This is a genomic window from Variovorax sp. M-6, assembly GCF_052114385.1.
GTDB lineage: Bacteria > Pseudomonadota > Gammaproteobacteria > Burkholderiales > Burkholderiaceae_C > Variovorax.
Window position 1 is genome coordinate 14,432 of the sequence record NZ_JBFREQ010000002.1, and the last position, 23,544, is coordinate 37,975.

The 23,544-nt window shown below is 66.7% G+C and carries 19 protein-coding genes and 1 tRNA gene; 10 read left to right on the top strand and 10 right to left on the bottom strand.

Annotated features, from left to right (window positions below):
* The first annotated feature begins 6 nt into the window (after positions 1 to 6).
* Positions 7 to 969 carry a substrate-binding domain-containing protein gene (locus tag AB4Z46_RS02500; RefSeq protein ID WP_442281900.1) on the top strand — a complete coding sequence of 321 codons (963 nt, stop codon included), beginning with the start codon at positions 7 to 9 and terminating at the stop codon, positions 967 to 969.
* A gap of 131 nt (positions 970 to 1,100) precedes the next feature.
* Entirely contained in the window at positions 1,101 to 2,267 is a 1,167-nt protein-coding gene (locus AB4Z46_RS02505; RefSeq protein ID WP_442281901.1) for a Gfo/Idh/MocA family protein, read from the top strand.
* 438 nt (positions 2,268 to 2,705) lie between these two features.
* Here the strand turns inward: AB4Z46_RS02505 and AB4Z46_RS02510 are convergent, their stop codons facing one another.
* A complete protein-coding gene (locus AB4Z46_RS02510; RefSeq protein WP_442281902.1) occupies positions 2,706 to 3,428 on the bottom strand; it encodes an SGNH/GDSL hydrolase family protein in 723 nt (240 codons plus the stop codon).
* Positions 3,429 to 3,883: 455 nt separating this feature from the next.
* Between AB4Z46_RS02510 and AB4Z46_RS02515 the strand changes: the two genes are divergently transcribed.
* Both AB4Z46_RS02515 and AB4Z46_RS02520 read left to right on the top strand, forming a co-directional pair.
* Complete coding sequence (locus tag AB4Z46_RS02515) at positions 3,884 to 4,507, top strand: hypothetical protein (protein WP_442281903.1); 624 nt, start codon at positions 3,884 to 3,886, stop codon at positions 4,505 to 4,507.
* A 73-nt stretch (positions 4,508 to 4,580) separates the two neighbouring features.
* Positions 4,581 to 5,681, top strand: a complete 1,101-nt coding sequence (locus AB4Z46_RS02520) for an acyltransferase family protein (protein ID WP_442281904.1) — start codon at positions 4,581 to 4,583, stop codon at positions 5,679 to 5,681.
* Positions 5,682 to 5,694: 13 nt separating this feature from the next.
* On the opposite strand, the gene AB4Z46_RS02525 is transcribed toward AB4Z46_RS02520, so the two are convergent.
* Genes AB4Z46_RS02525 through AB4Z46_RS02535 form a run of 3 tightly spaced genes read right to left on the bottom strand, consistent with a single transcriptional unit; the run spans position 5,695 to position 7,785 of the window.
* Complete coding sequence (locus AB4Z46_RS02525) at positions 5,695 to 6,240, bottom strand: TPM domain-containing protein (RefSeq protein ID WP_442281905.1); 546 nt, start codon at positions 6,238 to 6,240, stop codon at positions 5,695 to 5,697.
* A gap of 2 nt (positions 6,241 to 6,242) precedes the next feature.
* Positions 6,243 to 7,172 (bottom strand): TPM domain-containing protein, encoded by a 930-nt coding sequence (locus tag AB4Z46_RS02530; RefSeq protein ID WP_442281906.1) that lies wholly within the window; start codon positions 7,170 to 7,172, stop codon positions 6,243 to 6,245.
* A gap of 16 nt (positions 7,173 to 7,188) precedes the next feature.
* Positions 7,189 to 7,785, bottom strand: a complete 597-nt coding sequence (locus AB4Z46_RS02535) for a LemA family protein (protein WP_442281907.1) — start codon at positions 7,783 to 7,785, stop codon at positions 7,189 to 7,191.
* A 45-nt stretch (positions 7,786 to 7,830) separates the two neighbouring features.
* On the opposite strand from AB4Z46_RS02535, the gene AB4Z46_RS02540 reads away from it, so the two are divergent.
* The 4 genes from AB4Z46_RS02540 (at position 7,831) to AB4Z46_RS02555 (ending at position 10,756) form a co-directional block, all read left to right on the top strand.
* Complete coding sequence (locus tag AB4Z46_RS02540; RefSeq protein ID WP_442281908.1) at positions 7,831 to 8,595, top strand: hypothetical protein; 765 nt, start codon at positions 7,831 to 7,833, stop codon at positions 8,593 to 8,595.
* Positions 8,596 to 8,647: 52 nt separating this feature from the next.
* Positions 8,648 to 9,100 carry a YybH family protein gene (locus AB4Z46_RS02545; RefSeq protein WP_442281909.1) on the top strand — a complete coding sequence of 151 codons (453 nt, stop codon included), beginning with the start codon at positions 8,648 to 8,650 and terminating at the stop codon, positions 9,098 to 9,100.
* 3 nt (positions 9,101 to 9,103) lie between these two features.
* Positions 9,104 to 10,078 carry a YheT family hydrolase gene (locus AB4Z46_RS02550; RefSeq protein ID WP_442281910.1) on the top strand — a complete coding sequence of 325 codons (975 nt, stop codon included), beginning with the start codon at positions 9,104 to 9,106 and terminating at the stop codon, positions 10,076 to 10,078.
* 141 nt (positions 10,079 to 10,219) lie between these two features.
* Complete coding sequence (locus tag AB4Z46_RS02555) at positions 10,220 to 10,756, top strand: DUF2946 family protein (RefSeq protein WP_442282241.1); 537 nt, start codon at positions 10,220 to 10,222, stop codon at positions 10,754 to 10,756.
* A 68-nt stretch (positions 10,757 to 10,824) separates the two neighbouring features.
* Here AB4Z46_RS02555 and AB4Z46_RS02560 read toward each other — a convergent pair whose 3' ends face one another.
* From AB4Z46_RS02560 to AB4Z46_RS02575, 4 genes are all read right to left on the bottom strand, one after another.
* Positions 10,825 to 11,427 carry a c-type cytochrome gene (locus tag AB4Z46_RS02560; protein ID WP_442281911.1) on the bottom strand — a complete coding sequence of 201 codons (603 nt, stop codon included), beginning with the start codon at positions 11,425 to 11,427 and terminating at the stop codon, positions 10,825 to 10,827.
* Between the two features lie 99 nt (positions 11,428 to 11,526).
* Positions 11,527 to 12,936, bottom strand: coding sequence for an efflux transporter outer membrane subunit (locus AB4Z46_RS02565; protein WP_442281912.1), 1,410 nt, complete (start codon positions 12,934 to 12,936; stop codon positions 11,527 to 11,529).
* Complete coding sequence (locus AB4Z46_RS02570) at positions 12,929 to 16,090, bottom strand: efflux RND transporter permease subunit (RefSeq protein WP_442281913.1); 3,162 nt, start codon at positions 16,088 to 16,090, stop codon at positions 12,929 to 12,931. Before AB4Z46_RS02570 ends, AB4Z46_RS02565 begins: the two co-directional genes overlap by 8 nt.
* Before the next feature lie 13 nt (positions 16,091 to 16,103).
* Positions 16,104 to 17,357, bottom strand: a complete 1,254-nt coding sequence (locus tag AB4Z46_RS02575; RefSeq protein WP_442281914.1) for an efflux RND transporter periplasmic adaptor subunit — start codon at positions 17,355 to 17,357, stop codon at positions 16,104 to 16,106.
* 166 nt (positions 17,358 to 17,523) lie between these two features.
* Here AB4Z46_RS02575 and AB4Z46_RS02580 point away from each other — a divergent pair, with 166 nt between their 5' ends.
* Both AB4Z46_RS02580 and AB4Z46_RS02585 read left to right on the top strand, forming a co-directional pair.
* A complete protein-coding gene (locus AB4Z46_RS02580) occupies positions 17,524 to 18,162 on the top strand; it encodes a TetR family transcriptional regulator (protein WP_442281915.1) in 639 nt (212 codons plus the stop codon).
* A 41-nt stretch (positions 18,163 to 18,203) separates the two neighbouring features.
* Positions 18,204 to 18,278 (top strand) — tRNA-Arg (locus tag AB4Z46_RS02585).
* A gap of 784 nt (positions 18,279 to 19,062) precedes the next feature.
* On the opposite strand, the gene AB4Z46_RS02590 is transcribed toward AB4Z46_RS02585, so the two are convergent.
* Positions 19,063 to 20,346 (bottom strand): hypothetical protein, encoded by a 1,284-nt coding sequence (locus AB4Z46_RS02590; RefSeq protein WP_442281916.1) that lies wholly within the window; start codon positions 20,344 to 20,346, stop codon positions 19,063 to 19,065.
* Positions 20,347 to 20,635: 289 nt separating this feature from the next.
* Positions 20,636 to 23,290: an AAA family ATPase gene (locus AB4Z46_RS02595; protein WP_442281917.1), complete on the bottom strand. Its 2,655-nt coding sequence runs from the start codon at positions 23,288 to 23,290 to the stop codon at positions 20,636 to 20,638.
* Between the last annotated feature and the right edge of the window lie 254 nt (positions 23,291 to 23,544).

The following is a 23,544-nucleotide window of genomic DNA, read 5'->3' on the forward strand; positions in this document are numbered from 1 at the left end:
AGAAGCATGACATCCATCACCCGACGCCTGGCGCTGAGCGCCGTCGCCGCCGCGAGCTTCGCGGCCTTCCCGGCGCTGGCAGCCGAGCCGGTCAACCTCGGCGTGTCGATTCCGGCGGCCACGCACAGCTTCATGGGCGGCATCAACTACTGGGCCAACCAGGCCAAGAAGGACCTCGAGAAAGAACACAAGGACCTGAAGATCACGATCAAGACCGCGGCCAACGCGCCCGAGCAGGCGAACCAGCTGCAGGATCTGTCGACCGTGAGCAAGATCAACGCGCTCGTGATCTTCCCGTTCGAGTCGGCCGCGCTCACCAAGCCGGTCGCTCAGGTGAAGGCCAAGGGCACCTACGTCACGGTGGTCGACCGCGGCCTCACCGACACCAGCGCGCAGGACGCCTACGTCGCCGGCGACAACACCGCCTTCGGCAAGATCCCGGCCGAGTACATCGCCAAGAAGCTGGGCGGCAAGGGCAACGTGGTGGCGCTGCGCGGCATCGCGACCACGCTCGACAACGAGCGCATGGACGCCTTCAACAGCGTGCTCAAGAACTACCCGGACATCAAGCTGCTGGACGCCAAGTACGCCAACTGGAACCGCGACGACGCCTTCAAGGTCACGCAGGACTACCTGACACGCTTCAAGAAGATCGACGCCATCTGGGCCGCCGACGACGACATGGCGGTGGGCGTGCTGAAGGCCATCGAGCAGGCCAAGCGCGACGACATCCTCGTGGTGTTCGGCGGTGCCGGCGCCAAGGGCATGGTCAAGACCATCATGGACGGCAAGGACCCGCGCATCCAGGCGGACGTGAGCTACTCGCCGAAGTTCATCTATGACGCGATCAAGCTGACGGCCGAGGCCCGGCTGAAGGGCGAGAAGCTGCCGGCGACGACGATCATTCCTTCGGTGCTGATCACCAAGGACAACGCGAAGAGTTTCTACCACCCTGACTCGCCGTTCTGATTGCTCGCCCCCAGGTTGCCCGGCACTTCGTGTCCGGGCGCCCACCCCCTACCGGGGGCAACACCAGAGGCCCGGCAAAGCCGGTTCCTCGGTGTTCCACCAAGGGCGCGCTTCGCGGCGCTTGAAACTGCATGACATACGACACTTTTTCTCGCAGGCTGCGCTACGCCATGGTCGGCGGCGGCCGCGACGCCTTCATAGGGGCGGTGCACCGCAAGGCCATCGCGCTCGATGGGCAGATCGAACTGGTCGCCGGTGCGCTGTCGTCGAGCCCCGAGAAGGCCAAGGCCTCGGGCCGCGATCTTTTCCTGCCCGATGACCGCAACCACGGTGACTGGCGCGCGCTGCTCGACGACGAACTGAGGCGGCCCGCGAGCGAGCGCATCGACTTCGTCTCGATCGTCACACCCAACCACGTCCACTACCCGGTGGCGCAGGCCTTCGTCGACGCCGGCCTCCATGTGGTGTGCGACAAGCCGATGGTGCACACGCGCGAACAGGCCGATGCGCTGGTCGCCGCGGTGGCGCGGCAGGGCACAGTGTTCGGCGTCACCTACAACTACACCGGCTACCCGATGGTCCGACAGGCGCGCGAGATGGTGCGCGCGGGCGACATCGGCGAGATCCGCAAGGTGGTCGTCGAATACAACCAGGGCTGGCTCGCGACGCGGCTCGAAGGCGAGGGCAACAAGCAGGCCGCCTGGCGCAGCGACCCCGCGATGAGCGGCGCGGCGGGTGCCATCGGCGACATCGGCTCGCATGCCGAGAACCTGGTGGCGACCGTCACCGGCCTCGAGATCGAGAGCCTCTGCGCCGACCTCAGTTCGCTGGTGCCGGGCCGTCCGCTGGACGACGACGGCAGCCTGCTGCTGCATTTTCGCGGCGGCGCGCGCGGCGTGCTGGTGGCGTCGCAGGTCAACACCGGCCTGGAGAACGACTTGCGGCTGCGCGTCTCGGGCACGCTCGGCACGCTCGTCTGGCGGCAGGAGCAGCCGAGCGAACTCACGCACTTTCCGCACGACGGCCCGAAGCGCATCCTCACGCGCGGCTCGCCGTGGCTCGCCGAGTCGGCCCGGCGCGCGAGCCGGCTGCCGAGCGGCCATCCGGAGGGCTTCATCGAGGCCTTCGCGAATGTGTACGGCGGCATCGCTGCGGACATCCGCGCCCGGCTCGAGGGTCGGCCCGCCGATCCGCTCGCAGCCGACTATCCGCGCGTGGAAGAGGGCGCGCGCGGGGTGCGCTTCATCGAACGCACCGTGGCCTCGGCGGCCAGCGAGCTCAAGTGGACGAACTGGTAGCACGCAGGCCCGGCGCGCCCATGGCGTCGACGCTTCAGCGTTCCTGCAAAATCGCCGGATGGACGAATCTGATACCCGGGGCCGCGGAGCCATCGACTTGCGCGAGCACGCGGTCGATCTGCTGACCCAGGCCGGATCGCTGGCATGACGACCGGCGCGGCGCGGCTGGTCGTCGCACTGGGCGTGGATGCACCACACGGTGACGGCCCCGGTCGACGAATTGGTTGAGTTGCTGTAGCCCTTGAGGAAGTTCCGCAGGAACAGGTCATCGTCTTCATAGGCTGATGATCTGGCCTTTGAAGCCGCCACGGCTTCAAGGCCGCGCGGCGCTGGCTAAAACCGTTTGCACGAACATGCTGCGCGGACATCGCCCGATGAACCTGGAACTTTGATTCGATAACGAACCGGCTCTTGCCGCTGCGGGCTCGTCGCTGTGCATCATGGCTTTGTCTCGCCCACCTGCGACTCGGTCTGCACAGGGACGCATTCCGGCGCCACCTTGTCGAGGGTGACGGCAAGGCGCTCGACGAGGCGGTCGCTGTAGTCCTTATTGGGGTGCACGCCATCCAGAAGATCGTTTGCGCCTTCGAATTGCACCGAGCCCCAATTTGCGAACTCGATGCCGGCGGCGGCGGCGACTGACCGAGCGAGGCCATCATATGCGTCCCGGCGCGCGATGGCCTCTAGGGAAAGAATGGCGTTCGGCGCCTGCCGCGAGTAGCCGGTCAGCACCGGCGTGCGACCCTCGGCGCGAAGCTGGTAGATCAGTGCTTCGAGTGCGGCCTTGAAGTTGTTCGGCGGCAACCCACGCCATGAGTCGATCACGCCGTTCTCTATCACCACGATGCGGGCGCTGCGCGCTTCGCTCGAAAACACCGTCGCCAACGCCGCGAGCTGCATGCCCGCTACCGAATGGTCCGCGACGACTTCGAGGCCGGGCCGCACGCGTTGTAGCGTCATTGCCGGCGTCTCGGCGGAGCCATTGCCCGCCATGATGGAGTCGCCGTAGAGTTCGATCGTGCAAGCGGTCGGCGGCTTGGCCGCCTCCATGGATACAGCCGAATCCTTCGAGCTTGCTGAAGGAGGTGGGGCCATGTCGGAGAAGGTGCCATCGGCACCGCCGCCGCCACAACCGGCCAGCGTGACGCAGGCGAAGGTCAAGAGCTTTTCTATGAGAGTTCGTTGGCTGAGCATTGTTGGCGAAAAGTTCAAAAGTGAATCAAGGGATGAGGCTACCGAGCGACTCGGTCACTCATCCATGAGACTCGTCTGATCCGAACTAAGAACTCTCTTTCGAGCGACATCGCGGACGTTTCTGACGGATCCCTCGGAGCGTTCTCGTAGACGTCTCTGCGTGCGATTTCTAAAGTGTGTTGGCCAAGCCGTTCACCCTCTATTTCTCAGATTGACTGCCGACTCGCGGGCGAATGAATTGGCCTGTGCAGTGCACGTGGCACGTCAGCCCGACAGCGGTTTCTAGAGAAGAGGGGAGCGAAGTGAGAACAGAGCGATATGCGTCGGCAGCCTTGATGCCGCATTCGAGGATGGGCGCGTCGAATCATTGTCCCGAGTCGCGTCGACCCAACGAGGAGTCCGACACGCCAGCCATCGCACTGATGCCTGTCGCATCGCCGGCCCAGCTGCAATTCCGGGACAGCAACTTGGCACCCGCCTTCATGTCCGTCGCGACGCTCCGGACGAACGACGAAGAAGGAAGATGTGCGACTTTCCGTCAGAGGATGGGAGTCACTCGCGAATTGCTGGGCGCCAAGCTCATCGCCAATCTGCTTGTCGATCTGACCTCGGCAGGCTTCGAGACATCGAAGGCCGAAGGCGTCACGCCTGTGCCGAACACGCTGCGCCGCCGCGACGACCGAGAATCGCGTCGCCCGGAGGCAGTGCTGTGTGTCGCATTTGCCGATGCAGGCATGGCGACCCGGTTGTGGTCGAGCAGTTACGAGCCGAGAGTGAACGTGTCGGCCCATCTCATGGCTGCTCCCGATTCAGCGGACTGGCTCTCGACCGACTTCTTCTACTACGGAGCCGACGCCTCCGGGGACACGGCCTGGAGCATACCGGCCGATCCGAGGTATCGATTCGCGAGCATGCAAGCCATGGTCGAGAACCCCGATGACGTCGTCAATGGTTTTGACGTCGCCGTTCGGATGCTCTCCAAACGCGTCGTCGCGCGAGTTTGCGGGCATGCCCGATTGGCCGCCAGGGTGACCCACGCTCAATGAAGAGGTCTGCATCCGCCAGGCGTCCTCAGCCACTCGTTGGTTCGAAATCGCCTCGGTCTGTGGCGTGTACCCCATGAAGAAAATACACACCCTCCAGGCCGCGCGCGGACTTGCCGCGCTCATGGTGCTCGGGTTCCACGCCTACGGCTTCGATCAAAAGTTCCTGTCTCATCCGGTTCTACCCGATCTCTTCACCTTCGGACAGACTGGCCTGGATCTCTTCTTCGTTGTCAGTGGATTTGTCATGGCGATGACCACCGCCAACCGCAAGGGGCTGACGGAATCAGCGAGCTTTCTGTTGCATCGGGCCTTCCGCATCTATCCGACCTATTGGATCTACTTCTTCACGCTTGTGACGGTTCAGCTTCTGCTGCCATCCATGATCAACAAGTCGGGTCGACAAATTGACCTGTGGGGATCCTTCCTTCTGCTTCCGTCCGAAGCCCTGCCTCTCCTGGTGGTCGCCTGGTCATTGACGCTGGAGCTTTGGTTCTATCTGGTGTTCGCGATGCTCATGCTTGTTCCGAAGAAAAAAGTGCCGTGGGTGCTGGCCGCGTGGCTGGCGAGTGTTCTGCTCTTCCGGGCTTTCGGCGATGTTCCGGCCGACGTCTATCAGCGCGTCGTCGTGCATCCGTTCGGCGTCGAGTTCATCTTCGGGGCTCTGGCTGGCTGCCTGTGGGTGTCGCCAGTCGGAGCAGGTCTTTCCGGTGCTCGGGCCGTGGGGCTGTCAGTTTCGGGATTGGCGCTCGTCGTCCTAGCCTGCATGCTCGGCGCCGTCGATGGGTCGGATGTGATCTCCACCGCATCGATCGACCGTGTGGTCTTGATCGGCGCTGGTTATTCGCTTCTGCTCTTGGGCATGGCCGCGGCAGAGCGTGCAGGGCTGCGAGTCTGGAAGCCTCTCGTTGCTCTCGGAGACTGCTCCTACACGCTCTATCTCTCTCACATGGTCGTGATGGCGGTATGGGCCGCCGCTTGGCTTTCCGGTCGGATCGCCGTCCCGGCGGGTCCGGGCTCCAGCGCGGTTTTCTGGGGCCTGACTTTCTCGTCCTGCGTGGTCTATGCGTTGATTGCGTACGGCTTGACGGAAAGACCGCTGCTCGCCTTCGTCAGGTCGAGCCGTTCGTTCAAACCACGGCCCACGTCGGCGTCGGCGTCGGCGTCGCCGACCTGATCAATTCCGCTGCCTACAGCACCACCGGCGCATCCGGGAGCTCATTGCGATCCGCCTGACCCTCGGCCAGCGGAAAGTACGCGACCAGCAAGGCCGATACTTCTTCGAGCGCCTGCGTCAGCCCGTCCTCGAAGCGCCCCTCGCGGAATGCGGCACCCATGCGCTGCGCCATCGCGGCCCATTGCTCGGCGTCGACGTGGGCATCGATGCCGCGGTCGGCGACGATCTCGATCGCATGCTCGGCCAGCAGCAGATAGATCAGGACGCCGTTGTTGTGCTCGGTGTCCCACACGCGCAACTTGCCGAACAGCATGATCGCGCGCTCGCGCGCCGGCGCGCCGCGCCACAGATAGGACAGCGGCAGGCCGGCCTCGACGCAGATGCGGACCTCGCCGCTGTGGCGCCGCTCGCTGGCCGCCACGCGGCGCGTCAGGCGCTCGAGCAGTTCGGCCGGCAACGCGCGGCGCACGTCGGCCTCGTCGGTCCAGCGATGGCGCCACAGGCGGCCGAGGCGAGCGAAGAGCGAGGCGGAGGATGGTGAAGAAGAAGGCGATGTCATGGCTACCAGTCTCCCGAGGCGCCGCCGCCGCCGAAATCGCCGCCGCCGCCGGAGCTGAAGCCGCCGCCGCCAGAAGACGAACCGCCGCCCCAGCCGCCGCCGCCAAAGCCACCGCCGCCGAAACCGCCACCGCCCCGGCGGCCGATGGCCGGGCCCGCACCGAAGGCCATCGACAGCAGCGTGAAGAGCAGGGCGCCCAGCCCGGCCAGCACGGCGATCACGAGGCTCGATGTCAGCACCATCACCACGACGCCGGTCAGGCCGCCCAGCGCCAGCGAGCCCGGGATCTTGCCCAGGATGCGGCGCGCGATCGGGCCGCCGACCAGCACCGCCGCGAACAGGAAGATGCCGAGGTCCTGCCAGTCGAAGCCGCGGGCGGAGCCCTGGCCGTCGCCGAAGTCGCCGCCGCGTGCATCGACTTCGGGCAGTGCCTCGCCGTTGACGCGCGCGATGAGCTGGTCGGCCGCCGCGTCGAGGCCGCCCGCGAAATCGTTCTGCCGGAAGCGTGGCTTCATGGCCTCGTCGATGATGCGCGCGGCGGCAAGGTCCGGCACTGCGCCTTCGAGGGTCTTCGCGACCTCGATGCGCATCTTGCGGTCGTCCTTGGCCACCACCACGAGGATGCCGTCGCCGACCGCCTTGCGGCCGATCTTCCAGGCATTGCCGACCCGGTTGGCGTAGCTCGCGATGTCCTCGGGCTGGGTGGTCGCGACCATCAGCATCACGATCTGCGAGCCCTTCTTCTGCTCGAAGGCCTGCAGCTTGGCGTCGAGTGCGCTGCGTTGGGCCGCGCTCAGCGTGCCGGTCTGGTCGATCACGCGCGCGTTCAGCGCGGGCACGGGCAGCAGGCCCTGCGCCTGGGCGCCGAACAGCGCCACCGCCATCAGGAGGAAGGCCGTCAGCGCCTGCCGGATGCGCACACCAGCCGTCATGGTGATGGGCCGCGCCTTACTTCTTCGGCGCGCTGAAATCGACCGTCGGCGGGGTCGAGATCTGGGCTTCGTTCTGAACCGTGAAGTTGGCCTTGGGCTGGTAGCTGAACACCTTGGCCGTCAGGTTGGTCGGGAAGCTGCGGGCCAGCACGTTGTATTCCTGGACCGTCTGGATGTAGCGGTTGCGCGCCACGGTGATGCGGTTCTCGGTGCCTTCGAGGGTCACGCGCAGGTCGCGGAAAGCCTGGTTGGCCTGGAGCTCGGGGTATCGCTCCGACACCGCCATCAGGCGCGACAGCGCGCTGGACAACTCGCCCTGCACCTGCTGGAACTTGTTGAAGGCCTCGGGGTTGTTGAGCGTCTCGGGCGTGACCTGGATCGAGGTCGCCTTGGCCCGCGCCTCGATCACCTTGGTCAGTGTCTCCTGCTCGAAGTTGGCCTGGCCCTTGACCGTGGCCACGATGTTGGGCACCAGGTCGGCGCGCCGCTGGTACTGGTTGAGCACCTCGCTCCAGGCCGACTTGCTGGCCTCGTCGAGGCGCTGGAAGTCGTTGTAGCCGCAGCCCGCGAGCGACAGCGCCGCGACGATGATCAGAAGCCAGCGTTTCAACATGTCCGAACCCTCTCTGTGCGAAGTCGGCAAAGGTAGCATAGATGGATGGCGATCGATCCTTTCCAGGCCCTGCAGGCCGCGAATCGCAGGCCTGTGCCGGGCTCGGACGGCGGCCCGCCGAAGGGCACGCTGCTGATCGCCGGCGCGACCGGCGCGCTCGGCCACGAGCTGGTTCGGCGGCTGGCCGGCCGCCATCGCTTCGACCACACCCTCGTGCTGGCGCGCGAGCCGATCCGCGACGGCCTGCGCGGCGTCGAGACCGTGCTGACGCCGGCGTTGCCGATCGCGCAGTGGCCGCTGGTCAGGGCCGACACCGCGCTGGTGCTGTTCGAGCCGCCTCGGCTCTACTACGACCGCGAGCGCGCGCTGTGGACGCCCGAGCCGGCGCAACTGCCGGCGCTCGCGGGCTGGCTGCGCGCCTGCGGCGTCCAGACGCTGGCGGTGGTCCAGCCGCACGACCAGGGCCGGCTGCCGGAGGCCTTGAAGCACGGCCTGGCCAGCCTCGACGAGCAGGCCGTGGTGGCGCTGGGCTTCGAGCGCGTGCTGCTGGTGCGCTCGGCGCGCAAGCCGGCGGCGGTCCGCTTCGCGAACCTGGGCGACCGGCTGGCGGCCTGGATGCTGTCGATCGCCCGCTTCATGGTGCCGGCCAGCGAGCAGCCGGTGCGGGCGTCCAAGGTGGCCGAACTGATCGACGTCGCGCTGCGCCTCGCCCCGACCGGCGTGCACGTGGCCGCCCCCGAGCTGGTGTGGCGCGCCACCCAGGGCGAACTGAGCGCGGTGGTGGAAGGCTGGGTGGCTGCGCCTCGCTGAGCGCGCCGGTCACGCGACGGATGCAGAATCACTACTTCCGGCAGTACCACCCATGTCCACCAAAGCCAAACTCCGCGCCAGCGCCATCGGCGGCACCGCCGACGACGTCGAAGCCGCTTTCTACGAAGCGCTGCAGCGCGGCGACGTCGACGCCCTGATGAACTGCTGGGCCGACGAGGAAGAGGTGTTCTGCGTCCATCCCGGCGGCCCGAGGCTGGTTGGGCCGGAGGCGATCCGCGCGGCCTTCGAGCACATGTTCGGCAACGGCACGATCCAGGCCACGCCGGCGCGCGTGCGCAAGGTCGAGTCGCTCGCCAGCGCGGTGCACAACGTGCTGGAGCGCATCGAGGTGCTGACGGCCGAGGGGCCGCGCCATGCCTTCGTGCTGGCCACCAACGTCTACCACCGCACCGCGCAGGGCTGGCGCATGGTCGCGCACCACGCGAGTCCCGGCAGCGCGCACGAGCCCGGCGATGCCGGCGAGGTGCCGCAGACCCTGCACTGAACCATGCAATACGTCGCGCCACGCTGGCTGCCCGGCGGCAACCTGCAGACCATCTGGCCCGCGCTGTATGCCCGGCGCGCCGAGGTGCCGCTGCCCGACTACCGGCGCGAGCGCTGGACCACGCCCGACGGCGACTTCATCGACGTCGACTTCCTGGATGCCGCCGGAGCGGGACCGCGGCCGCTGCTGGTGCTGTTCCACGGCCTCGAAGGGTCGTCGCGCAGCCACTACGCGGAAGTCTTCGGCGCCTTCGCGCACGCGCAGGGCTGGGACTACGCAGTGCCGCATTTCCGCGGCTGCAGCGGCGAACTGAATCTGGCGCCGCGGGCCTACCACTCGGGAGATTTCGAGGAGATCGGCTGGATCCTTGCGCGGCTGCGGGAGCGTCGGGACCCCGCGCAACCCATGCGGGCGGTCGGCATTTCGCTCGGCGGCAATGCGCTGTTGCGCTGGGCCGAGGAGGCCGGCAGCGAAGCCTCGAAGCTGGCGAGCGCAGTGGCCTCGGTCTCGGCGCCGCTGGACCTGGCCGCCGGCGGCGCCGCCATCGGCCGCGGCTTCAACCGGCTGGTCTACACGCGCATGTTCCTGTCGACCATGAAGCCCAAGGCGCTGGCCAAGCTGGCCCAGCACCCGGGCCTGTTCGACCGCGAGAAGCTGCTCGCGGCCCGCGACCTCCATGACTTCGACGACGTGTTCACCGCGCCGCTGCACGGTTTCCGCGGCACCGACGACTACTGGTGCCGCGGCTCGGCCAAGCCGCACCTGCACCGGATCCGGATTCCGGCACTGGCCGTGAACGCCATCAACGATCCCTTCGTGCCGGCGGCCAGCCTGCCGCGCCAGGACGAGGTCGGCAGCCACGTGACGCTCTGGCAGCCCGCCCACGGCGGCCACGTGGGTTTCCCGCTCGGGGCACCCCCCGGCCACGTCCGCGCCATGCCCGAACGCGTCATCGACTGGTTGAAAGACCACCCCTGACCCAATGGGCAGGCGAAGCCAGGCCCGCCTTCGTGGAACGCCGCGGAACCGGCTTCGCCGGGCCGCTGGTGTTGCCCCCGGTGGGGGGTGGGCGCCCCGACACGAAGTGCGGGGCAACCTGGGGAGGAGCAAAATATGCTTATGGACGACATCGTCAAACAGGCTTTGGCCAAATGGCCCAACGTGCCGCACTGCTACGGCTGGCTCGGGCTGGATGCGCGTGGCAACTGGTTCATGCGCGATGACGGCACGCAGGCCATGGGGCCGTTCGCGCAGGCCAAGGGCTCGCAGTTGCGGCACGACAAGCTGATCGATTTCATCCAGCGCAACTACGAGCACGACGAGCGGGGCCAGTGGTTCTTCCAGAACGGGCCGCAGCGGGTGTATGTCGAACTCGAGGCCGCGCCGTGGATCTGGCGCGTGGCCGAGGACTTCTCGGTCACGTCTCACAGCGGCCGGCCGGTCGAACCCACGGCCTGCCTGCTCGACGACGCCGGCAAGCTCTACCTGGTCGCCGACATCGGGTTGGGCCTGGTCCACACGCAGGACGTGGGCCTGGCGGCCGAGGCGATCGAGCAGGGGCGCTGGGTGCCCGAAAACGTCCGCGCCGAGGATCTTCCGGCCCGTTTCGGGCACGTGCTGAGCCCGGCGGCGGGCCAGCCTGCGCATCCGCTCTGAGCGCAGGCGCTCACAGAACGCAAAAAAGCCCGCATCGCGCGGGCTTTTTGTTGTGGGGGCGATCCGGGCTACTTGGCCGCCGGGGCCGCATCGGCCGCCGCCGTGCCTTCGGGGGCCGCCGCGGCCGCCCGTTCGGGCACCGGGAACTTGGCACCGCCGGCGTTGGCCAGGTAGACCACCGCGCGGCCGATCTCGGTGTCCTCGAAGTCGCCGCCGCCTTGCGCCGGCATCGCGCCCTTGCCCTTGAGCGCGTGCTCCAGCAGCGTGGCGTAGCCCTGGCCGATGCGAGGGCCCCAGGCCGCGGCATCGCCTTGGTGCGGAGCGCCCGGGATGCCCGGGGCGCCGTGGCAGGCCACGCACTGGGCCTTGAACACGGCTTCGCCGGTGGCGAGCGGGCGGTTGGCGTCGCGGATCTCGACCGAGCCGACCTTCTTGAGGCGATCGGCGATGTCGCGATCGCGCACGTCCTTGGAAACGCCGTAGAGCGACATGCCTTCGCCCTGCTCCGAACCCGAGGGATGGGTGCCGGACACGACGAACGAGACCAGGCCGACGATGATCAGGATCGGAACGATGAAGGAGAAAAATACCGCGAGCAGCAGCTGCTTCGGATTCTTGATCGGGCCGGTGTGGGCTTCTTCTGCGGCCTGGTTGTGCGGTGCGTCGCTCATTGCGTCCTCAGTATCGGGGGCTTTTTTTGGATCAACCGCGGATTATAGAGAGCCCCCCGGGGCCCGGCCGTCCGGGCCGGCCCCGAGGGCCCTCGGCCGTCACTTGGTGGCCCAGCCGCCGCCCAGGGTCTTGTAGAGCACGACCTGGTTCTGCAGCCTTGCCTGCCGGACCTGGGCGGTCGCGAGTTGCGAGGTGAAGAGCGAACGCTGGGCGTCCAGCAGGTCGAGCCCGCTGGACACGCCGCCGCGATAGCGCATGTCGGACAACTGGAAGCGCACCTCCTCGGCCTTGGACTGGGCCACCAGGGCGCGCAGTTCGTCGTCGTAGGTCGCGCGGCCCGCGAGCGCGTCGGCCACCTCGCGGAATGCCGACTGGATCGACTTCTCGTACTGCGCCACCGCGATCTTCTGGCCGGCGCGGGCCGAGTCCAGGTTGGCCTGGTTGCGCCCGGCATCGAAGATCGGCAGCGTGATCTGCGGCGCGAAGGCCCAGGCCTTCGAACCGCTGTCGAACAGGCCGGAGAACTCGGTGCTCGCCGTGCCGATCGAGGTGGTCAGCGTCACGCGCGGGAAGAAGGCGGCGCGTGCGGCACCGATGTTGGCATTGGCCGCGATCAGCTGCTGCTCGGCCGCGCGGATGTCGGGCCGCTCGGTCAGCAGCTCCGAAGGCAGGCCGGCCGGCAGTTCCTGCATCGGCGCCAGCGCCTGCAGCCCCTCGGGGCTGCCGGTGGTGGTCTCCGGCGGCACCGGTGCGCCGATGAGCAGGGCCAGCGCGTTCTCGTCCTGCATCCGCAGGCGCTGTTGCTGGGCGTAGGCAGCGCGCGCGGTCTCGGCCTGCGCTTCGGCGAAGCGATAGTCGATCTCCGAGGCCACGCCGTTGTCGAAGCGCAGCTTGGTGAGCTTGAGCGAGTCGTCGCGCGTGACCATGGTGCGGCGCGTGATCTCCAGCGCCTCGTCGTCGCCGAGCACCGCCAGCCAGCCGTTGGCCACGGCGGCCACCAGGCTGATCTGGGTCGCCTTGCGGGCTTCCTCGGTGGCCAGGTACTGGGCCAGCGCGGAGTCCTTGAGGCTGGCCACGCGGCCGAAGAAGTCGAGCTCCCAGGCCGTGACGCCCAGGCCGACCGTGTAGCTCGATGCCACGCCCGGGCCGGTGAGCGAGGGACTCTGGCGCGAGCCGCTGGCCGTCGCGTTGAGCGTCGGGAACAGCGCCGAGCGGGTGATCTGGAACTGGGCCCGCGCCTGCTCGATGTTGAGGATCGCCACCTGCAGGTCGCGGTTGTTCGCGAGCGCGGTCTCGATCAGCCTGGCCAGCCGCGGATCGGTGAAGTAGTCCTGCCAGGCGATGGTCGAGGCCTGCGGCTGGCCGGGCGCGGTCGGAGCCGCCGCCGCGTTGGGGAACGTGGCCGGCACCGGCGCCGCCGGGCGCTCGTAGGTCGGGATCAGCGAGCAGCCCGCCAGCATCAGCGCGGCTGCGCCTGCCAGGGCCGTGGATATGAATTGCTTAGTCATGTTTTTCTTCCTCGATGCCGGCGGCCTGCGCATGGCGCTTGTCGGCCTCGTGTTGACGTGCGCTGCCCTTGAAGAAGGTGCGCACGACCACGAAGAACACCGGCACGAAGAGCACGGCCAGCGCCGTGCCCGTGACCATGCCGCCCAGCACGCCGGTGCCGATGGCGCGTTGGCTCGCCGAGCCGGCGCCGGAGGCCAGCACCAGCGGCAGCACGCCGAGACCGAAGGCCAGGGAGGTCATGATGATCGGCCGGAACCGCAGGTGGGCGGCGGCGAGCGCCGATTCGACCACGCCCTTGCCTTGCGCCTGCAGGTCCTTCGCGAACTCGATGATCAGGATCGCGTTCTTCGCCGACAGGCCGATGATCGTGATCAGCCCGACCTGGAAGTACACGTCGTTCGAATAGGACCGCAGCATGGTCGCCAGCAGCACGCCCAGCACGCCCAGCGGCACCACCAGGATCACCGCCAGCGGAATCGTCCAGCTCTCGTACAGCGCGGCCAGGCACAGGAACACCGCCAGGATCGCGAAGCCGTACAGGATGATGGCCTGCGAGCCGGCGAGCTTTTCTTCCCGCGACTGGCCGGTCCATTCGTAGCCGAAGCCGGCCGGCAGCTGCGAGGCAAGTTTCTCCATCTCGGCCATCGCCGCCCCGGTGCTGTAGCCCGGCGCCGTGCTGGCGCTGATGCGCATCGCCGGGTAGCCGTTGTAGCGCACGGTCTGTTGCGCGCCCGTGATCCAGCGCGTGCTCGCGAAGGTCGACAAAGGCACCGGCTTGCCCTGCGCGTTGAGCGCGTTCAGCTTGAGCAGGTCTTCCGGCTGCATCCGCGCCGGCGCATCGGCCTGCACCACCACGCGCTGCAGGCGGCCCCGGTTCGGGAAGTCGTTCACGTAGCTCGAGCCCAGCGCGGTCGACAGCGTCGTGTTGATCGCGTCGAAGGTCACGCCCAGCGCATTCGCCTTGTCGCGGTCGATATCGATCTGCAGCTGCGGCGCGTCCTCCAGGCCGTCGGGGCGCGTCTGCGTCAGGATCTTGCTCTGGGCGGCCATGCCCAGCAGTTGGTTGCGGGCATTCACCAGCGCCTCGTGGCCCGCGCCGGCGCGGTCCTGCAGGCGGAAGGTCACGCCGCTGGCGTTGCCCAGCTCGGGAATGGGCGGCGGACTCAGCGGGTAGATGAAGGCATCGCGCACGCCCGACAGCGCTCCGAAGGCGCGACCGGCCAGCGCTTCGGCCGACTGGCCGGCTTCCTTGCGCTTGTCCCAGTCCTTGAGCGTCACGAAAGCGAGGCCTGCGTTCTGGCCCTGGCCCGAGAAGCTGAAGCCCAGCACGCCCACCATGCTCTGCACTTCGGGCTGCTTGAGGATGAAGCCCTCGACCTGTTTCATCACGTCGAGCGTGCGCTCCTGGGTCGCGCCCGGCGGCAGCTGCACGTTGACGATGATGTTGCCCTGGTCTTCCTGCGGCAGGAACGAGGTCGGCACCCGCATGTAGGCGAACACCACCGCGCCGATGATCGCCGCGTAGATCACGAGGTAGCGCGTGGCGCGGCGCAGGATGCGCGACACCAGGCTTTCGTAGCCCTTGGCGGTGCGCGAGAAACCGCGGTTGAACCAGCCGAAGAAGCCGGTCTTGGCATGGTGATGGCCGGCTTCCACCGGCTTCAGCAGCGTGGCGCACAGCGCCGGTGTCAGCGACAGCGCCATGAAGGCCGAGAAGCTGATCGCCGCCACCATCACGGCCGAGAACTGGCGGTAGATGTTGCCGGTCGAGCCGGCGAAGAAGGCCAGTGGCACGAACACCGAGATCAGCACCACGGTCACGCCGATGATGGCGCCCGAGATCTGCTTCATCGCCTTGCGCGTGGCTTCCAGCGGCGAAAGCCCTTCCTCGCTCATGATGCGCTCGACGTTCTCGACCACCACGATCGCATCGTCCACCACGATGCCGATCACCAGCACCATGCCGAACATGGTCAGCACGTTGATCGAGAAGCCGAGCGCCAGCAGCACCCCGAAAGTGCCCAGCAGCGCGATCGGCACCACGATGGTCGGGATGATCGTGTAGCGCCAGTTCTGCAGGAACAGGAACATCACCAGGAACACCAGCACCACGGCCTCGACCAGGGTCTCGGCCACCTGCGAGATCGAGATCTTCACGAAGCGCGAGCTGTCGTAGGGGATGTCCCATTTCACGCCTTGCGGGAAGAAGTGCGAGAGCTCTTCCATCTTGGCGCGTATCAGCTTGGCGGATTCGAGCGCGTTGCCGCTCGGCGCCAACTGGACGCCGATGCCCACCGCGGGCTCGCCGTTCAGGCGCGCCGAGGTCGCGTAGGCCTGGCCGCCCAGCTCGATGCGGGCGACGTCGCGCAGCCGGACGGCCGAGCCGTCGGTGTTGGCGCGCAGCACGATGTTGCCGAACTGCTCGACGTTGCTGAGCTGGCCGTTGACCACCACCGTGGCCGCGATCGCCTGGCCGGTCACGTTCGGCAGGTCGCCGATGGTGCCCGAGGCCACCTGCGCGTTCTGCGCCCGGATCGCTGCGTTGATGTCCGCCGACGACAGATTGAAGCCGTGCATCTTGGCCGGGTCAAGCCAGATCCGCATCGCACGTTCGGTGCCGAAGAGCTGGGCCTGGCCGATGCCGCGCACGCGCTGCAGTTCGGGCACGATGTTGCGTGCCGCGTAGTCGCCGAGGGCGATCGGATCGAGGGCCGGGTTGTCGGACGACAGGATCGTGAACAGCAGGAAGTTGTTGTTCGACTTGTCGACCCGCACCCCCTGCTGCGTCACCGCCGCGGGCAGCCGCGGCGTGGCGCGCGAGAGCCGGTTCTGCACGTCCACCTGCGCCAGCTCCGGGTCGGTCCCGGGCGCGAAGCTGATCGTGATCGAACCGGTGCCGTCGGCCTGCGCCACCGACTCCATGTAGATCATGCCGGGCGAGCCGTTCATCTCGCGCTCGATGACGGACAGCACGCTGTCCTCCAGCGTCTGGGCGGAGGCACCGGGGTAGGCGGCGTTGATGACGATGGCCGGCGGGGCCACCGGCGGGTACTGGGCGATCGGCAGCTGCGTGATCGCCACGCCGCCCACCACGAGGATGAACAGTGCGATCACCCACGCGAAGATCGGGCGGTCGATGAAAAACTTGGCCATGCGGGCGGGCTCCTTACTTCGCGGCCGCAGCCGGAGCGGCAGCCGCCGAGGCGGCAGGGGCCGGGGTCGCGGAAGCCTTCGGCCCGGTCCACGGCACCGCCTTCACGGGCGTACCGGGCGGCATCATCTGCAGCTTCTGGAAGCCGTCGACCATCACCTGCTCGCCGGCCTTCAGGCCGTCGAGCACCACCCACTGGTTGTTCTGGGCGGCGCTGATCTTCACCGTGCGCTTGCTCAGCTTGCCGTCCGCGCCCACCACCGTGAGCGTGTCGCCCTGCTGGGTGCGGGTGACGGCCTGCTGCGGCACCGTGATCGCATTGGTGGCCTGGGCCTGTTCGAGGCGCACGCGCACATAGAGGCCCGGCAGCAGGTCGCCCTTCGGGTTCGGCACCTCGGCGCGCAGCGTGATCTGGCCCGTGGTCTGGTCGACCGTCAGGTCGGAGAACAGCAGCCGGCCTGACTGCGCGTACTCGGTGCCGTCCTCCAGCACGATGCGCACGCTGGCTGCGTCGCCGCCGCTGGCGCGCTTGAACAGGCCCTCCTGCATCGCGCGGCGCAGCCGCAGCACGTCGGTGGCCGACTGCGTGAAGTTCACGTACAGCGGATTGATCTGCTGGATCACGGCGAGCGCCGTGGCGTCGCTCTGGCCCACCAGTGCGCCCTCGGTCACCAGCGAGCGGCCGATGCGGCCGGCGATCGGCGCCGTCACGGTCGCGTAGCCCAGGTTGATCTTGGCGGTCTGCACCGCGGCGCGACCCACTGCGATATCGGCCTCGGCGGTCTTCTGCGCGGCCACCGCGTTCAGGTATTCCTGTTTGCTGACGGCGTTGGCCTCGACCAGCGGCTTGTAGCGCTCGGCCAGGGCCCGGGCCTGCACCGCGTTGGCTTCGGCGCGCGCGAGGCTGGCCTCGGCGCTCTGCGCGGCGGCGGCGTAGGGGGCGGGATCGATGCGGTACAGCACCTGGCCGGCCTTGACGTCGCTGCCTTCCTGGAACACGCGCTGCAGCAGGATGCCCGCGGCCCGGGCGCGAACCTCGGCCACGCGGGAGGCCTCGAGGCGGCCCGGCAGTTCGGTCACCAGGCCGACATTGGTCGGCGTCGCGACCACCACGCCGACTTCGGGCGCGGGCGGGGCGCCGCCGCCGGCGCCGCCTTTCGTTGCTTCGCCCTTGCTGCAGGCGGTCAGTGCGACGAGCACGACGGCGGCGGCAACGGTGGCGAGGCGCGGCGAAAACAACAGTGGGCGCGAGACATGCAGGTCGGGCATGTGATTCCTTTGAAGGGAGTACGGGGACGGTGCGCGATCGCGCGGGTGCCTAAAGCAACACGGCGATCTTGACTATCGGGAAAAGAGCCGTAGTTTACATACATTCATGGATGTATAGTGACGACCTTGCCCAAGCGATGGGATTCTAAGAAGGGGAGACGACAAAATGGCCAGACGCACCAAAGAGGAGGCCCAGGAGACGCGCAACCGCCTGCTCGACGCTGCGGAGGTGCTGTTCCAGGCCCAGGGGGTTTCCCAGACATCGCTGCAGCAGATCGCGCACCAGGCCGGCGCGACGCGGGGCGCCATCTACTGGCACTTCAAGGACAAGGCGGCGCTCTTCAACGCCATGATGGAACGCGTCAGGCTGCCGCTGGAGGACGAGGTGGCGAAGGCGGTGCTCGGCGCCAATGTCGGCCCGATGGACGACGTCGAGTACCAGATGGTCGAGGCGCTGAAGCTGATGACCACCGACATGCAGGTGCGCCGCGTCTTCGAGATCGCCACCCACAAGGTCGAGTACACGCACGACATGGAGTCGGTGCAACAGCGCCACCTCGCGGCGCGCAACACCTGCGTGATCGACTTCGAGAAGGCGATGGTGGCCGGCGCCCGCCGCGCCCGCAAGCGGCTGCCGATCCCGGCGGCGGCGGCGGCCCAGGGGCTGCATGCGCTGATCAGCGGACTGATCCAGAACTGGCTGCTCGACCCGGCCGCTTTCGACCTCGTGGCGACCGGGCGCCAGACCTTCCGGGTGTACCTCGAAGGGCTTGGATTCGACCGACCCGTGGCGAGCGCCGGCTGATCGGCGATAATGTGAGGCTTCCGATATTCCGGAAGCACCCTCTCGCTGTATTTCAACGGATAGAATTCGGCCCTCCGAAGGCTGAGATCCAGGTTCGATTCCTGGCGGCGGGACCAGATACAAGTCCGGAAGAGTTCAAACTCTTCCGGACTTTTTCATTTCTCCTCTGAAAACACCTCGCTGGGCGTCCGACACGGTCCGCCGGAGTTTGCCAGCATCCGGGGGCACATGGGGGCACATTTTGGGGGCATAGATTCTGGAAGTGGGGGCACATTCTGGATATGCCCCCGTGGCTTACACCCCCAGCTGGTGTTCTGCGAGTTGAAGGGGCGTCCGGGACGGGCGGCGGCGTTGGCGCCCTGTTCGACGATCGGGGATCACCGGCATCGGGATCGAACCCAACGGCCGCAACGGGGCCTTCCCGACGACACCCCGGCTGGCTATGCTCGCGGCAACTGGGAAGGCATCCTCGTCACGTCAGAGAATGCCGCTCAATCCGGCCGGCAGACCGCTGATAGGAGGGGCATGAAAAAGATGGCGAGTGCGATTCTTTTGTCCGCCCTGGCGGGCTGTGCAGGCACCCCGCCTCACGCTTATTCGGTGTGCTCGACCCAGCCGGGTACCTATGCGTGCCAAATCGAGCAATACCAAAACGTCGACGATTGACGCAGTCTTGCTTAGGGTCGACAGGCAGGATGCGGCCATGAGCTGCCACCGAGGACAGGTCGCTCTCGCATTCATCTGTAGCGGAGTTGAAGCTGCGCTGACCGAGCGCTGTCGCTGCCAGGTGAGCCGCAAGCTGGTCGACGACGCCTTTGCCCCGCCGCCGTGTCGAACATGGCGCGGCCGAATTTCCAAGGCGGGACACCCGGGTTCCTTTCATCCGAGTCGGACGGCAATTCAGGGCAGTGCGCTCCTGAGTTCCCGGAGGCATCGAGCTGCGAGCTGGCAAGCGTCAGCTCGCATACTCAGCGTCAACCGAGAAGATTCTCGTGGCTGCTCTTCGGACTGAAATCTGCTGACGGTTGCGATCAGAACCGGAAAGGGGCTTCCTTCGTCATCCTCAGCCAATACATGGCCCTGCAGATTGCCGACCGATCGTCCAAAGTAGCCCCACCCCGGGTATGTAGCGAACGGCCACGCGCTGGAACCAGTCAACTCGCGCGAGTGCTGCGCGATGGTCGCGAACGCGGCATCGACACTTTCGATCAACCCCATTCCGACTGGCCCCGAGTTCAACGTCATGAATCCAAGCCCATTCGGATTAACGTCTCGAAGTTGACTTGCCCAGCTCTTGTTCCTTAAGTTGCCATTGACGCTTGGCAATGGCGATCCTAGCGCTGCCGGTCCAGGCAGCGGGTAGCCCAGCAGTGTGCCCATGAGAGCGTTCCAGTTCCGCACGGCAGGCGGCTGCGGGTAGAAGTCTCGACCGATGTCAGCGTCCCCTCCGATGAATTCATCGAGCAGCGTTCCGAGCGACGCATCCTGCGGTTTCATCAAGAAGTTCGGAATGGGCTCTCCCGCGAGCCAGTGCACCGGATTCGCATCGACCAACCAGGTCGACGGGAAGCTCGCCGGGGATTGCCAGACCACAGCGAACTTGCCGACATCGTGCGAAGTGGTGGGGGGGGCAACTCCCTGCACCGCGATGTCGAAGTTGCCATGCACCTTCGGTGCGAGCTTGCTGCCTGTCTGCAGTTCGAACGATGGCCACCTGTTGAAGAGGTAGAACTGCTGTTCGTCCGTCCCAGAGGGGGGAGGGCCGGCTGCCGGATCAAAGGCAAAAGCTCTAGGGTTCAGCTCATCGGAAGTTTTGAACATCAGCAGGCACGCTGAACGACGGACCACCGTGTGCACACCCGCGGCATCGGGTTCGGTCACATAGGCAACAAACATCGCGTCTGCAAGTTCACGCCGGCAAAGCGCCGCTCCGGAAGCCGTGAAACTAGCGAAAGGGGATTGGTGCAAGAACGCCGCACGAAAACTCACCTTGTTCCTGGCGCCATCGTAGAGACTGGGACACGCGTTGTTCAAAGCTGCGACGGTTGGTCCGGAGATAAGGCTCCGCACAAAATGTGGCTCGTACTGGAGACCCCCGCCGCGCTGGCACCTTGCATGAGCTGCGCTGAAAATCTCGTTGAATTTGGAGACACTGTCTGTGCCCGCAATCTTGACCAATGCCACGTTTTCTCCTTCCCTGACCCGTCAAGTATCTCGCACGGCGCAGCCGACTGTGCGAGTGAACCAAGGGCCGAAGGCTCTCGCAAGCACCGGCCGCCCGAGATCCACGTATTGCTGGCTTGAACGGCAGGTTTTTGGCGGCCGATCAGACGCTGGCTTGGTCGGCTCAGGGCCCGTTGCGATCTAAGGCCTCCTAAAAGGCGGTCACTCATTGAGCAGCCTGGCCTCGATCCGCAGCACGTCGGCGCGGCCTAGCGGCATGGGTCCGGCACTCCGCTCCCCGACCAGGCGATCATCTGCGAGTGCGCAGGTCCAGGGCGTCGATGCGTTCCAGGCGGGACACAACGAGTTCCACTTCGACCCGGTCGAACTCGTCCCGGTCCTCCTCTTCGTGCGTTCCGCCGTTCAGGTATTTCCACGTCAGGTTCGAGGCGTTGAGGATTTCCTCCAGGGCGTCGCGCATGGGCACTTTGCTGGGGTGGTCGAACGTGGCGCTGTCGCGAAGCTTGACGCGGATCGAGTCGCACAGGTCCCGCACGTTCAGCGGCGAGGTCGGGCCATGCATCGTCAGCCTGAGCTCACCCAACTCGTGTGAGCCCAGCCACTTCCAAGTTTTGTTTGACAGCATCTCCAAGGCGCGCCTGGAATTCGCCAGCGCGTCGCGCAGCTGGAATCTGCCGAGATCGTTTCGGGCTTTGTCGATGTAGGCGCTACTGGGCACGTCCCGATGCACGCGCGGGTGGTGGTCGCCCTCGTGATGCGTGAGGGCGTATTCCTGACAATCGCCGCGCCGTTCGCGCGGGATGGCGTTCTTGACGTCCTTGATGAACTCGGGGCTGTGGCACGTGACCAGGATCTGCGTCGCGAGGAAGCGGTCGCCGGCGAAGATCGTCTCCTTTATGCCGTGGCGATGGTCGTGGTCGATCGCGTTCACGGCATCGTCGAAGATCAAGAGTGGCGAGCCGATGCTCGTGGCCTTGGCCAGAAGGATCGCAAGCCCGAGGCATCGGATATGACCTTCACTCAGCACTTGCAGCGCGTCGACGCGCCGGCCAGGGGCGCCTCGAAACGCAAGCTGGATGCGCTGCTCGCCTGTGAGCGGCAGGTAGAGGTGGGCGAGCTTGTCCTCGTCGCGGTCGCCGCGGTTGAAGTCGTTGTAGAGGTCACGAGCCACATCGCCGAGGCCCGCTATCAGCATGCCGGGTAGCTCGTTTCTGAAACGCCGCAGATAGGGGAGGAACATGTCGTAAGCGTCGCGCACCGGTGCGTCGCGCAAGATGTCGAGCCGCTCCTGCTCGGCGTCGGCGATGAGGCGCGCGTTGGCCGCGTCGAAGGCGGCGATGCTCTCGCGTGCGGCGGTCGCGTCGTCGACGATTCTCTGGCGAGCCTGCTTTCTTTGATCGAAGTGGCGCTGGCGCGCGAGCAGATCTTCGCGCTCAGCGGCGAGCTCAGCTCGTCGATCGTGCTGGGCCCGGATGGTCTGGTCGGCGATGAAGACGCGTTCGGCCACGGCAAGGAGCTGCTCGAGAGACGCCGGCCCGTCTTCCTGCCCGGCCTTCGGCTGATAGACGTCCATCCACCAGCCGTCGCCTTCAGGCCGCGCCAGAAGCGCCACCAGATGCCGGCCCACGACCGAGGCCGCCTCTCCTTGCGTCACGACGAAGCCTGAGAGCTTCGTCAGTGCGGCGCGCAGTTCGGTCGAAGCCGTCGTCAGCGCGCCACGCTGCCGGTCTTGGCGCTCTTCCATCTCGGCGATCTCGCGGAGTTCACCCAACCCTCCGCGCGCCTTCTCGAATGGGTTGCGGGCTACTTGGTCCAGTGGGGTTTCGCAGGCGGGGCACCGATCGGCGCGTTCGGTCTCCAACGCCACCACCGCCCCATACAGTACTCGGAACGAGACTTGGCTCGCGCGACGCTGCAGCTCGTGCGTGGTGGTGGACAGCGCCTCTGCCGCAGTGTTGGCGAATTCGAAAGCCGCCGCGAGGCTGACGCTGTCCACGCCGATCACTGACCCTGGCACCGCGTTGAGCAGACCGTCCAGCTCGGCGAGTCGACCAGGCGCCTCCGTCGATCCAATGATTTCCTGCAGGCGGGCGAAGGTCGTCTCGGGCCTGAACGCCGCGGCGTAGGCCTCGTTTTCTGAGTCGTGCTGCGCGAGCGTCTCGGCTTCGCCATTCGCCGTCGCACGGTCTCGCGCGAAAGCTTCCTGTTTGAGTCGCAAGTCCCTCTGCTTGCGAGCGTCGACGACCAAGGCAGGATCGATCTGATCGTTGAAGCGATTGCAGAAGTCGTTGAGCTTCTCCATGCCGAACAGCGTGGCGATCAGCTCCGCCCGTTGCCCCTGCGGACGCTGCGCGATTCGCGAGAAGGCGTCGATTCGGTTCTTTTCGATGAAGCAGAAGCGGTAGAGGTCCGCGTTCGCGCGAACGGGCGCTTCCCGGCGATCAGCGCCCGTCACTGTGAGTCTTGGCTCCGCGAAGCGGCCAGCATAGATGTTGCGCAGATACGCGGCCTCTTCGAGGCGCTTCAAACCTGCCTCCTCGACCGACCCGAGCATGGCGCGCTCGATCGCCTCGCAAATGCTGGACTTACCCGCTCCGTTGGGCCCGTAGAAGAGAACTACCCGGCGCTGCAGGTCGAAGACCTCCTCGCGCACGAAGCCGCGAAATGGCCCGACTGCTAGGCTGCGAAGCCGTGTCCATGGCCATTCCGCCGCTTGGTCTTCGTCCTGGCCCTCCGGCATGTCCCTAGCAGTCGTCGCCAAGCCTTGACGAGCGAGGGCGGCCAAGTGGGCGGCTCGGGCGTGACGTTGGGGCGCCGTTTCGGCGACGGCCTCGAAGTCGCCGTGCACCATGTTCGCGAACTGCCTGACGTGGTCAGGAGCGGCCGGCTGCAACGAGTGCAACCACCGCAAGAAGCGAACGTAGTCCTGCTTGGCCGTGGCCATATGCTTCTCCTCAGACCCTTATCCGCCAATTCTAGGTTCCGCCGTCACCACGGCGGACTGGCGATACAGCCTGCCGCGAATCGACCGTCGCGCCCCTATCGAAACGGTTGTGCACACGCCTCCAACGTCAGCTGATCGGAGATTCGGCTTGGTCGGCGAACGATGGGTTGTGGCCGATTGTTGACTGCCGTGTGGTCGTGCGCGCGCTTCGGAGGCGGATCGACCACAGGCCATTTTGGACCCCAACGGCAAGC

Bases quoted from the DNA above. Each gene is read 5' to 3' on its own strand.
- AB4Z46_RS02575 (WP_442281914.1), bottom strand. From the start codon at position 17,357: ATGCCCGACCTGCATGTCTCGCGCCCACTGTTGTTTTCGCCGCGCCTC.
- AB4Z46_RS02525 (WP_442281905.1), bottom strand. From the start codon at position 6,240: ATGACATCGCCTTCTTCTTCACCATCCTCCGCCTCGCTCTTCGCTCGC.
- AB4Z46_RS02530 (WP_442281906.1), bottom strand. From the start codon at position 7,172: ATGACGGCTGGTGTGCGCATCCGGCAGGCGCTGACGGCCTTCCTCCTG.
- AB4Z46_RS02515 (WP_442281903.1), top strand. From the start codon at position 3,884: ATGCCTGTCGCATCGCCGGCCCAGCTGCAATTCCGGGACAGCAACTTG.
- AB4Z46_RS02580 (WP_442281915.1), top strand. From the start codon at position 17,524: ATGGCCAGACGCACCAAAGAGGAGGCCCAGGAGACGCGCAACCGCCTG.
- AB4Z46_RS02565 (WP_442281912.1), bottom strand. From the start codon at position 12,936: ATGACTAAGCAATTCATATCCACGGCCCTGGCAGGCGCAGCCGCGCTG.
- AB4Z46_RS02560 (WP_442281911.1), bottom strand. From the start codon at position 11,427: ATGAGCGACGCACCGCACAACCAGGCCGCAGAAGAAGCCCACACCGGC.
- AB4Z46_RS02535 (WP_442281907.1), bottom strand. From the start codon at position 7,785: ATGTTGAAACGCTGGCTTCTGATCATCGTCGCGGCGCTGTCGCTCGCG.
- AB4Z46_RS02555 (WP_442282241.1), top strand. From the start codon at position 10,220: ATGGACGACATCGTCAAACAGGCTTTGGCCAAATGGCCCAACGTGCCG.
- AB4Z46_RS02500 (WP_442281900.1), top strand. From the start codon at position 7: ATGACATCCATCACCCGACGCCTGGCGCTGAGCGCCGTCGCCGCCGCG.
- AB4Z46_RS02520 (WP_442281904.1), top strand. From the start codon at position 4,581: ATGAAGAAAATACACACCCTCCAGGCCGCGCGCGGACTTGCCGCGCTC.
- AB4Z46_RS02545 (WP_442281909.1), top strand. From the start codon at position 8,648: ATGTCCACCAAAGCCAAACTCCGCGCCAGCGCCATCGGCGGCACCGCC.
- AB4Z46_RS02505 (WP_442281901.1), top strand. From the start codon at position 1,101: ATGACATACGACACTTTTTCTCGCAGGCTGCGCTACGCCATGGTCGGC.
- AB4Z46_RS02550 (WP_442281910.1), top strand. From the start codon at position 9,104: ATGCAATACGTCGCGCCACGCTGGCTGCCCGGCGGCAACCTGCAGACC.
- AB4Z46_RS02540 (WP_442281908.1), top strand. From the start codon at position 7,831: ATGGCGATCGATCCTTTCCAGGCCCTGCAGGCCGCGAATCGCAGGCCT.
- AB4Z46_RS02595 (WP_442281917.1), bottom strand. From the start codon at position 23,290: ATGGCCACGGCCAAGCAGGACTACGTTCGCTTCTTGCGGTGGTTGCAC.
- AB4Z46_RS02570 (WP_442281913.1), bottom strand. From the start codon at position 16,090: ATGGCCAAGTTTTTCATCGACCGCCCGATCTTCGCGTGGGTGATCGCA.